Raw genomic sequence first — 10,771 nt, forward strand, 5'->3', positions numbered from 1 at the left:
AAGCAGATCTGTTTTCGCTCTGGTCTTTGCTTATGCTTTTAACACTCAAGCCGGCCGGGAGGCCGCTGTGCTTTTGATTTTGATCTGACTGCCCCAATAAGCCCGAGGCCGAGCGCAGGTATTGCGCAGCGGGTAAACCGGCAGGACGCCGGTTTAGCCGCRCCGGGCCATGGATGGCCCGTCGCGGCGGCCCGCTTCGCGGTGCCGGAGTGAGGGAACGCCGAGCCMYAGCGAGGCGCCGACAGGCGGGGCAGAGCGCTTTGGTTACTTTGCCGCTTTTGCAAAGTGACTCGCTGTAAGAGCGAAACCATAAGCCGCCGTTACCCAAATAACGGATATACACCCACCCCTAACCCCGCGCAGCAAACACCCCCCGAGCAATCGACCGAGCCACACAATCAGCCGCCGCCGACCCAATCCGCCCAATCTCCACCTGCCGCCGAGGCCCATCCGCCACCTCCACTGCCCCCGAAGCCAACGCAAAAACCGTATCCCCATCAAACGGCAAATGCGCCGGCCGCACCGCCCGGGCAATCCCGTCCTGCGCCATGATCGCCACCCGCTTGCACTCCGCCACCGTCAACCGCGCCGTACTCGCCACCACCACCAGCGTGGTATTGGCCCCCGCTTGCAGACGCCCCATGGAATCCAGCCGCGACAACTCCGGCATCGGATCACTGCAATCCATCTCCGTCACCGGCCGCGCCCCACCAAACTCCCCCGCCACCTCCCAGGGCCACGCCCAGAACGTCTCGCCATCCGGCATGTAGACCGAACCAATCGGGTTAGCCACCACCAACGCGGCAACCACCAACCCATCGCCCAAATCCAGGGACGCCGTCCCCAGCCCGCCTTTCAGCACCCCGGCCATGGCCCCACGCCCGGCCCCGACAGAGCCCAGCTCAAACTCCGGACCGGCATTGGCCAGCGCCTCAAACCCCAGCCGCCGGTAAGGTGGCTCCAGGCCCCAATCCTTGTCCCCGCCATTCGCCAAATCATGCAACACCGCCGCCGGCACGATAGGAATCGCCGGCGCACCCGGCTTCAAATGCAACCCCACCTGGTCCTGGGACAACTTCGCCGCCACCGCATCCGCCGCCGCCAGGCCAAACACCGAGCCACCGGCAAACACCAGCGCGTGCAGCTGGCCCACCATGTTCTCCGGCTCCAGCGCCGCGGTTTCGCGACCACCTGGGCCTCCACCGCGAATGTCGATACTGGCAGTCCAGAAACCATCCGGGCGGATCACCGTGACGCCGGTGTCGGCGTACAGGTCTGTGGCGTGGCCAACCTCCAGGCCGGGAATATCAGTGAGGGCGTTGCGCGGGCCAGGTCTAGGCATACAGAAAAGCTTCCTTGGGTTTAGGTATGGCGTGGGGAGAGCAAGGGGTGTGCCAAGGAGGCGCTCCCCCGGCCCAGCGTACGCAAGCAGCTTCGCGAAAAAATCCCCTGCACAAAAACCAACACCCTGCCCTCCCGCCTGTTAGAAAAACACCACCCGCCCCGCAAACCCTCCAACAACTCCTTGTTATCCAAGACTTTTCAGCGATGGCACAGCCTTTGCTCTCCTGCCTCCACCAGAGCTTGAACTTAACAAGCCGTCCTCGAACAAGGCCCGTTGCCTAACCACACTGGAGTGTTGCACATCATGAATCCATCACGCGCCGCAGGCCGCCGCCAACCCGGCAAGGCTTTCGCCCATACCCTGTTGTTCCTCGCCGTGTGCGAGGCCGTCAGCTACAGCAGCCTGACCCTCGCCGCCGACGCCCCGGCCAGCGATAACCCCCTGGACACCGTCGTGGTCATCGGCAACCGTGGCCAGGCCCGCACCCTGGCCGACAGCCCGGCGCCGGTGGACGTGATTTCTTCCAAGCAGTTGCTCGCCACCGGCCAGGGCGACCTGACCCGTGCCTTGAGCAAGGTGCTGCCGTCCCTCAACCAGCCGGCCTCGTCGGGCTTCGGTTCGACCTCGATCGTGCGCCCCATCAGCCTGCGCGGCTTGAACGGCGACCAGGTGCTGGTGCTGGTCAACGGCAAGCGCCGCCACAACAGCGCGCTGCTGAACAACGCCACCTCCCTCAACTCCGGCTCGCAACCGGTGGACCTGGACATGATCCCCACCGCCCTGGTGGATCACATCGAAGTCCTGCGTGACGGCGCCTCGGCGCAATACGGGTCGGACGCCATCGGCGGCGTGATCAACATCGTGCTCAAGCAAACCGACCACGGCGGCAGCTTGTCCACCACCTACGGCCAGAACTATGAAAACGGCGACGGCGAAACCGTGCGTCAAACCGGCAATGTCGGCCTGGCCCTGCCCAACGACGGTTTCATCAACCTCGCCCTGGACGTGAAGAAACAGGACGTCTCGGACCGTTCCGATGCGGCGCCGTACACCGACAGTGCCGGCAACACCAGCCAACGCCACACCTACTACGGCACCGGCTTGCCCGAGGCGAAGAACTTCAGCCTCGGCTACAACGCCGAGCTGCCGGTCGCCGACGCGCTGACCCTGTACTCGTTCTCAACCTACACCCACCGCAACTCGGAAAAGCCCCTGGCATTCCACCAGCCGCCGTCGTTCAACGGCATCCAGACCCCGTACCCGGAAGGTATCGAAGACAACCTGCGCTTCATCGAAGACGACTTCCAGGTGGCGTTTGGCGGCAAGGGCCAGGCCGCCGGCTGGGACTATGACCTGTCGAGCACCTACGGCCAGGACCATGCCCGGGCCACCCTCACCGACACCTACAACCTGAGCTACGGCCCGAACTCACCGACCTCGGTCGACACCGGCGTAAAAACCTTCAGCCAATGGACCAACAACCTCGACCTGACCCGCGCCTTCGACCTCGGCCTGTACAAGCCGACGCAGATTTCCTGGGGCCTGGAACAGCGCTACGAAGACTACAAGATCGGCAAGGGTGACCTCGCCTCCTACGCCAGCGGGCCGTTCGACACCGGTGCCAACGGCGCGATCATTCCACCCGGGACCATTTCCGGTGCCGGTACCACCCCGGCCGACGCCGCCGAAAAAAGCCGCATCAGCCTCGCGGGCTACGGCGAGATCGGCCAGGACCTCACCGACAAATGGCACGTGGACCTGGCCGGGCGCTACGAGCACTACAACGACGGCTCGGGCACCACCACCAACGGCAAGTTCTCCACCCGCTACCAGCTGACCCCGATCCTGGCCTTGCGCGGCACCGTCAGCACCGGGTTCCGCGCACCGTCCCTGGCCCAGCAGATCTACAGCTCCACCTCGCAAACCAGCGTCAACGGGCAACTGTTCGACTACCGCAACGTGGCGGTGAACTCCGATGTGGCCAAGGCCCTGGGCGCGACCACCCTCAAGCCTGAAAAGTCGACCAACTACAGCGTCGGGCTGACCCTGCAACCCACTGACAACACCAACATCACCCTGGATGCCTACCAGATCGTGATCAAGGACCGCATCGCCCAGACCGGTTACCTGGGCGGCACGCCGCAAATCAGCGCGATCCTCGCCGCCGCCGGGCTCAACCCGAACCAGGCGGTGACCTACTTCACCAACGCCCTCGACACCACCACCCGCGGCGTTGACCTGGTGGGCGACTACCGCCAGGACATCGGTGCCTATGGCAGCCTGAAATACAGCGCCGGCTTCAACTGGAACACCACCCAGATCGACTCGATCCACGCCTCGACCGTGGCCGCCCAGGCCCTCGGCCCGGACGGTGGCTATGACCGCCAGCGCCAGGGCAACCTCAAGTACGGCTTGCCGCAATCCAAGCTGCTGCTGGGCACCACCTGGACCTACGACAAGGTTGAAACCAGCCTCAACCTGACCCGCTACGGCTCCTACACCGAGTACGGCACCGCCGAGATCTACGACCGCAACTTCGCGCCGACCTGGATCACTGACCTGAACATCGACTACCACCTGACCAAGGCCGTGACCCTGAATGCGGGGGCCAACAACCTGTTCAACAAGTACCCGAAACGCACCGACCTGGTAAGCAGTTCCGGCGGCTTCCCGTACGGTACCTTTTCGCCTTACGGCACCACCGGTGGCTATTGGTACACCGGCGTGACGTACGCCTTCTGACCCAGCCCGCGGGGCCGGTTCGCCGGCCCTGCGCCTGACCTTTTGCGGGAGCCTGCCCATGACCCGACGTACCGATCAACTCAAGCTGGGGGCCTTCCTGGCCAACAGCGGCCACCATGTATCGGCCTGGCGCCATCCCCTGGCCCAGGCGGATGCCAGCCTGGATTTCGAGCACTTCAAACACATCGCGCAAACCGCCGAGCGCGGCAAATTCGACGCCTTGTTCGTCGCCGACGTGGTCGCCCTGTGGGGCCATCATCATGACGCCCTCAGCCGCACTGCCCGCGCCGAACACTTCGAACCCTTGACCCTGATGGCCGCTTTGGCAGCCGTCACCAGCAACATCGGCCTGATCGCCACCGCCACCACCAGCTACAACGAGCCGTACCATATCGCCCGCAAGTTCGCCTCCCTCGATCATCTGTCCAAGGGGCGCGCCGCCTGGAACCTGGTGACCTCGGTGGTCTCGGATGAGGCCTGGAACTTCGGCCGCGAAACCCATATCGACCATGGCGACCGCTACCAGCGCGCCGAAGAATTCCACGATGTGGTCAAGGGCCTGTGGGACAGCTGGGACGACGACGCCTTCACCCGCGACAAGGCCAGCGGGGAGTATTTCGACCCGGCCAAACTGCACACCCTGAATCATCGCGGCGAACATTTTTCCGTACGTGGCCCACTCAACGTCGCCCGCCCTCCACAGGGCCATCCGGTTCTGGTGCAGGCCGGTGCGTCGGAACCCGGCAAGGCCCTCGCCGCCCGCGTTGCCGAGCTGATTTTTGCGGTCAACCATGACCTGGCCGGCGCCCAGGCTTTCTATCAAGACATCAAGCAACGCGCCGCCGCCTTTGGCCGTGACCCCGACCACATCAAGATCCTGCCCGGTGTCACACCGTTTATCGGCGAAACCCGCGAACAGGCCCAGGCGCTGTTCGAAGAGTTCCAGGCCCTGGTGGACCCGGTGCTGGGCCTGCGCTTCCTGGCCGACACCCTGGGCGATGACATCGACCTGTCGGGCTACGACCTCGACGGCCCGCTGCCGGAAACCCCGGTAGGCCAGCGCGGCAGCCGTCGCGACAAACTGCTGGAACTGGCCCGCAGCCAGAACCTGAGCATCCGCCAGCTGTACCTGCACCTGACCGCCGGCAACCCGGTAATCGGCACCGCCGAAGACATTGCCGACTTCTTCGAGCAGTGGTTCGAAGCCCGTGCCTGTGACGGGTTTAACGTGTTCTTCCCGTACTTCCCGGGCGGCATCGACCTGTTCGTCGAGCAGGTGATTCCACTGCTGCAGCAACGCGGGCTGTTCCGCACCGAATACGAAGGCACCACCCTGCGGGAAAACCTCGGCCTGCCGCGCCCGGCCAATCGCTTTACCCAGGGAGTCACACCATGAAGCGCAGCGCATGGATGCTGGCAGTCGGCAGCCTGTTCGTCTCGAAGGCCTTTGCCCTGAACATTTTGCTGAGCAACGACGACGGTTATCAGCACCCCAATATTCGCGCCCTGTACACCGAGCTCAAGGCCCAGGGGCATACGGTGCGGATTGCCGCACCGCAGGCCGACCAGAGCGCACGGGGCGGTGCGTTTTTCTTTGGTCGCGAAGTCACCGTTGGCCATGACGACGACCCGGCCTACCCCGACAGTTACTACATCAGCACCACTGAAAACGGCGTGTGCCAGAGCCCCGAATGCGCCGGCAAAGACGTGCAGATCGAAATCAGCGGTACGCCGGTAATGGCCCTGCTGATGGGCCTGAAAAAAGTCATGCCCCACCCCGACCTGGTGATCGTCGGCCCCAACCCCGGTAATAACCTGGGGGCGATCAACAGCGCTTCCGGCACGTTCAACGTCGCCAGTGTCGCGGTGCAGGCGGGCATTCCGGCGCTGGCAGTCAGCACCGATTTGAAGGAGGCAGACCCACAACGCGCGGCGCAACTGGTGGCGAAGCTGGTCAATGCCCTGGACCAGCATCGCCAGCCCGACGGCGCGCTCTTGCCCAAGGGCCTGGGCCTGAATATCAACCTGCCAAAAGACCCACAGATCAAGGGCGTGAAACTCACCCGCATCGGCAGCTACGTGGGCTTTGAAGCGGTGTACACCGACGACCTCAAGCAATTCAAACTGCCAGGCAAACCCGGCATCGGCTTCCAGTACAGCCCCGCCGCCACCGCCGAGCAGCAGAAGCAGGATGAGGCGGTATGGCTCAACAAGGGTTACCTGACCATCAGCCCGTTCAGCGGCCTGCCGGAGTCGATCAACGCCGGCCCCGCGTTGCAAAAACAACTGGCCCGCGAGGTGCAGCCATGAGTTCGCGTTTTTCCCTGGGGTTTCTCAGCCGGGTCTACAGCCCCGGCTTCGAGCCCAAGGTCTACCGCGACACCGTGGAGTTGTTCAAGGTCGCCGAAGAGCTGGGCTTTGACAGTGGCTGGGTGGCGCAGCACCACTTCGCCAGCGAAAACGGCCGCCTGCCCTCGCCCCTGGTATTGCTTGCCGCCATCGCCCAGCGCACCCGGCGGATCAGCCTGGGCACCGGGATTATCGTGTTGCCCCAGGAAGCGCCGCTGCGCCTGGCGGAAGACGCCTCGGTGCTGGACCTGTTGAGCAATGGCCGGCTGGAGCTGGGCCTGGGTGCGGGTTTTGATCCCGACACGTTCACCGCATTCGGTCGTGAACCTGAGGCGCGCCACCGCGATTATGAGCAGCACCTGCAACAGTTGATCCATGCCCTGGGCAACGCCCCCCTGACCGACAGCGGCTCGCGCCTGTTGCCACGGGCAGCCGGCCTTGGGCAGCGAATCTGGGAAGCCACCTCACGGGTGGAACGGGTGGCCGAGCGCGGCCACGGCCTGATCATGGCGCCCAACCCGCACCTGCCGCCCGAAGCCGGGGTAGAACTGGTCAAGCGCTATCGCAACGCCTGGACCGGTGACAAGGGCACCCCGCCCCGTGTCACCCGGGTACAGGCGCTGATCCCGAACCCGGACGCCGCCACGCGCAACGATATCCAGGCCTACGTGCAACGCCAACAGAGCATCGGCGTGTACAAGGCGCCGGTGGATGATGATTTCGACGCCACCCTCAGGCGCCTCGGCATCCTGCACGGCCCGGTCGAGCAGATCATCGAGCAGTTGCAGCAAGGGCCGAGACTGACGGCCAACGACCACCTGGTGCTGCAAGTACAGACCGCCAGCACCCCGCTGCGGGAGGCGATCCGTGCCCTGGAAATCATCCGCGAACAGATCGCCCCGGCCCTCGGCTGGCAACCGACACTGCCCCAAGGAACCCTGACATGAGCTTCAAACTGGGCTTTCTCAGCCACGCCTTTGGCGACGATCCACAGCAGGTCTACCGCGACCTGATCGAACAATTCGAAGTCGCCGAGGCCCTCGGTTTCGACGGTGGCTGGATTGCCCAGCACCACCTGAGCAACGGCTTCGGCCGGCTGCCGTCGCCGCTGGTATTGCTGGCGGCGGTGGCCGAGCGAACCCGGCATATCGAACTGGGCACCGGGGTGATCGTGCTGCCTTTCGAAGACCCGATCCGCCTGGCGGAAGACGCCAGTGTGCTCGATGCCCTCAGCGGCGGCCGGGTGCAATTGGGCCTGGGCAGCGGCGGCGCCAACCTCGACAATTTCAGCGCGTTTGGCCGTGATGCCGTGCAACGCCAGGTCGATTTCAGCGACCACCAGCAGCAGGTCCAGCAGTTACTCGACGGCGAGCCGTTGACGCCCCACAGCGCGCTGACCCTGCAACCGCCAGCAACCGGCTTGAGCAGCCGCTTGTGGCACTCCCACGGCAGCCTCGAAGGCGCGGCATACACCGCCAGCCAGGGCAACGGCTTGCTGCTGGGCACCGCCACCCACGATCCGCTGACGGTGCAAAAACCCCTGGCCGATGCCTACTTGAATGCCTGGACCCGCACCGATCGCCCACCGAGAATCGGCGTGGTGCGGGCAATTTTCCCGGCAGCGGATCGCGCCAGTGCCCAAGCGGAACTGGCGGTGGATATCGAGCGCCACATCCCGCGCCTGCAACGCGAAGGCCTGATCGATCAAGCCGTGGACCTGCAGGAGCACCTGCGCCTGATGAACGTGCACCACGGCCATCCCGACGAAGTGATCGCCAGCCTGCAACAGGACCCGTCCCTGCTGCCCTATGCTGACTACGTGATCGCCGTGGTCCAGGCCGAAAGCTCGACCCAGGCGCAGATCCTCAAGCGCCTGGAAATCATCGCCCGGGACATCGCCCCGGCCCTCGGATGGCGAGGACGAGAGTAGGATGATCAAACGCCCTGAAAGCGTCAGCTCCCGTAGCAGCTGTCGAGTGAAACGAGGCTGCGTAGCGGTGTGCCAGATACACCGCGAACGCAGCCTCGCCGGGGCTCGACAGCTGCTACGACGACGCGTGATGCTGATGCCAAACTATGGAGCCCGTGTATGCCCCTTGAATTCAGTTGGTTGATGCCCCTCTGTACCCCCGACTGGGCGGCGCGGCCGGGGCAGTGGATCCAGCTGGCCCAGGCGGTGGAATACGCCGGCATCGACGGCCTGTGGATCCCCGGCGGCGCGCTGTGTGCCGACAGCCTCGGGGTGGCGGCGGCGTTGTGCGCCCACACCCGCCGGGTGCAATTGTCGGTGAGCGTACCGCCGGAAGTCATGCTGCCGGCGGCCCTGGCCACCACCCTGCAAAGCCTGCAATCGATCAGCAGCCACCGGGTGCGCCTGCACTTGCCCGACGGCGAACAAGGCAGCCTGCGCAGTGCGTTTGGCGAATGGCTGAACCGCGACCAGCGCAGCGAACGCATCGGCGAATACCTGGAGATTCTCCAACAACTGCTGGCACCGAATGACGGCGGCCTGGATTATCAAGGCCGCTATTTCCAACTGGAAAACGCCGGCGTCGCCCGCCGCGAACTGCCCGCGCCGCCACTGGTGCTGGACGACAGCCAAAGCCACGCGCTGGTGGCTGGCCACGCCCAGGTCTGCCTGTTGCGGCCTGGGCATCCGCAGTGGCTGGACCAGGAAATACAACGCTGGCGCCAGCTTCAGCCGGGCCTGGCCTTTGCCTGTACCTTCGGCCTGGTCATCGGCGACAGCGAGGACCTGGCCTGGGAAACCGCCGCCGCCCTGCTGCCGACCCAGGACCTGCCCAACCACCGCATCGCCACCGTGCCCCGCGACCGTCACCCGTTGCGCCAGTGGGAGATCCACCCGAACCTGCTGCAACTGCACCCTGGCCAACCGTTGATCCTGGTGGGCACGCCCCGCCAAATCGCCACGCGCCTGCAGGAACTGCACGGCCTGGGCCTTGGCCACATCATCCTGCAAGGCGGCCCGGCGGTCGGCGAAGTGCTGCGCTTTGGTGAACAGATCCTGCCGCTGCTTTTTCAACACGGCCTGCGCAAGGAGCGCCTGCACCATGAACACTGAGGTTCGCCCCCCGATCCAGCTCGACTGGTTCCTGCCCACCAATGGCGACGGTCGCCACCTCACCAGCAGCGGCCTGCCCAAGGTCGGGCTGTTCCAGCAAGGCGAACGTGCCCCCACCCTCGATTACCTGCGCCAGATCGTGCGGGCTACCGAACAGGCCGGGTTCGACGGAATCATGGTGCCCACCGCCAGCGGTTTCGAGGATCCGTGGCTGATTACCGCGGTGCTGGCCCAGGAGGTTCGGCGGCTTAAATTCCTCCTGACGTTGCGACCAGGCATGGAGCTGCCGGCCTATACCGCCCACCGTGCGGCGACCTTGCAATTGCTCAGCGAGAATCGCCTGGCGTTGCATGTGGTGACGGGGTCCAGCCGTTTTGAGCAGCGTTCGTTGGGGGACTTTCTCGAACACGATGAGCGTTATGCGCGTACTGCGGAGTTTTTGCAGGTGTTCCAGGCGGTGTGGGCTGGCAAGCAGCCGGCGCATCCGGGGCGCTACTACCGCAGTGGGATCAACACGCCGGTGGCGCCTGGGGCCGAGGTGCCGGCGATCTATTTTGGGGGCGCCTCCGAGGCTGCCGAGCAGGTGGGGGCTGCCCATGGGCAGACGTACCTGATGTGGTGTGAGCCGCCGGCGATGATTGCCGAGCGGGTGCTGCGGATGCGTGAGTTGGCCGCGATGCAGGGGCGGACGTTGCGCTTTGGGTTGCGCTTGCACATCTTTGCCGATCGCACTGACGAGGCGGCCTGGGCGCATGTGGAGCGGCTGTTGGAGGAGATACCCAAGGACGCCATTGACCAGGCGCAGCGGCAGATGGCCAAGTATGAATCGGTGGGGCAGAGTCGCCAGACCGAGTTGATGAAAGGCCGTGGGCGTGGGGCGCGGGAGCTGGAGGTTTCGGCCAACCTCTGGGCCGGTGTGGGCCTGGTACGGGGCGGGGCCGGGACCGCGCTGGTGGGGAGTTATGAGCGGGTGGCGGAGCGGATCGAGGAGTATCACCAGCTTGGGGTGGACAGCTTTATTCTCTCGGGGTTTCCGCATCTGGAAGAGTCGATTCATGTGGGGGCGGAGGTGTTGCCTTTGTTGCGCAGGATTGGGGCTTCGGGGAGGGATGTTGAGGTGGGTCGGGGTTGATTGAGTACATATCCGTTTCTTCGGTTATGGCTGATATTGGTTCCGCTCTTACAGCGGCTCACTTTTGAAMAGCGCAAAAGTAAGCAAAACGCTCTTGCCCCACCACTCGGCACCTCGCYTA

8 protein-coding genes are annotated in these 10,771 nt (G+C 64.8%); 7 read left to right on the plus strand and 1 reads right to left on the minus strand.

Going from position 1 to position 10,771, the window contains the following annotated elements; all coding sequences use genetic code 11:
* Window positions 1–349: 349 nt before the first annotated feature.
* Window positions 350–1,342 carry a P1 family peptidase gene (locus A462_RS31690; RefSeq protein ID WP_003218615.1) on the minus strand — a complete coding sequence of 331 codons (993 nt, stop codon included), beginning with the start codon at window positions 1,340–1,342 and terminating at the stop codon, window positions 350–352.
* A 306-nt stretch (window positions 1,343–1,648) separates the two neighbouring features.
* On the opposite strand from A462_RS31690, the gene A462_RS31685 reads away from it, so the two are divergent.
* The 7 genes from A462_RS31685 to A462_RS31655 all read left to right on the plus strand — a co-directional run bounded on the left by A462_RS31685 (window position 1,649) and on the right by A462_RS31655 (window position 10,650).
* Complete coding sequence (locus tag A462_RS31685; RefSeq protein WP_008430345.1) at window positions 1,649–4,087, plus strand: TonB-dependent receptor plug domain-containing protein; 2,439 nt, start codon at window positions 1,649–1,651, stop codon at window positions 4,085–4,087.
* Window positions 4,088–4,145: 58 nt separating this feature from the next.
* Entirely contained in the window at window positions 4,146–5,483 is a 1,338-nt protein-coding gene (locus A462_RS31680; RefSeq protein ID WP_008430347.1) for an LLM class flavin-dependent oxidoreductase, read from the plus strand.
* The gene (locus A462_RS31675; protein WP_008430348.1) at window positions 5,480–6,397 is read left to right on the plus strand and encodes a 5'/3'-nucleotidase SurE; all 918 of its coding nucleotides are present in this window, start codon (window positions 5,480–5,482) and stop codon (window positions 6,395–6,397) included. Before A462_RS31680 ends, A462_RS31675 begins: the two co-directional genes overlap by 4 nt.
* Entirely contained in the window at window positions 6,394–7,383 is a 990-nt protein-coding gene (locus A462_RS31670) for an LLM class flavin-dependent oxidoreductase (protein WP_008430349.1), read from the plus strand. Before A462_RS31675 ends, A462_RS31670 begins: the two co-directional genes overlap by 4 nt.
* Window positions 7,380–8,366, plus strand: coding sequence for an LLM class flavin-dependent oxidoreductase (locus A462_RS31665; protein WP_008430352.1), 987 nt, complete (start codon window positions 7,380–7,382; stop codon window positions 8,364–8,366). Before A462_RS31670 ends, A462_RS31665 begins: the two co-directional genes overlap by 4 nt.
* Before the next feature lie 159 nt (window positions 8,367–8,525).
* Window positions 8,526–9,518, plus strand: coding sequence for an LLM class flavin-dependent oxidoreductase (locus A462_RS31660; protein ID WP_003218624.1), 993 nt, complete (start codon window positions 8,526–8,528; stop codon window positions 9,516–9,518).
* Window positions 9,508–10,650: an LLM class flavin-dependent oxidoreductase gene (locus A462_RS31655; RefSeq protein ID WP_003218626.1), complete on the plus strand. Its 1,143-nt coding sequence runs from the start codon at window positions 9,508–9,510 to the stop codon at window positions 10,648–10,650. The genes A462_RS31660 and A462_RS31655 overlap by 11 nt, the downstream gene beginning before the upstream one ends.
* Window positions 10,651–10,771 lie beyond the last annotated feature (121 nt).

The organism is Pseudomonas sp. Ag1, assembly GCF_000278565.1.
In the GTDB taxonomy this organism is placed as follows: domain Bacteria; phylum Pseudomonadota; class Gammaproteobacteria; order Pseudomonadales; family Pseudomonadaceae; genus Aquipseudomonas.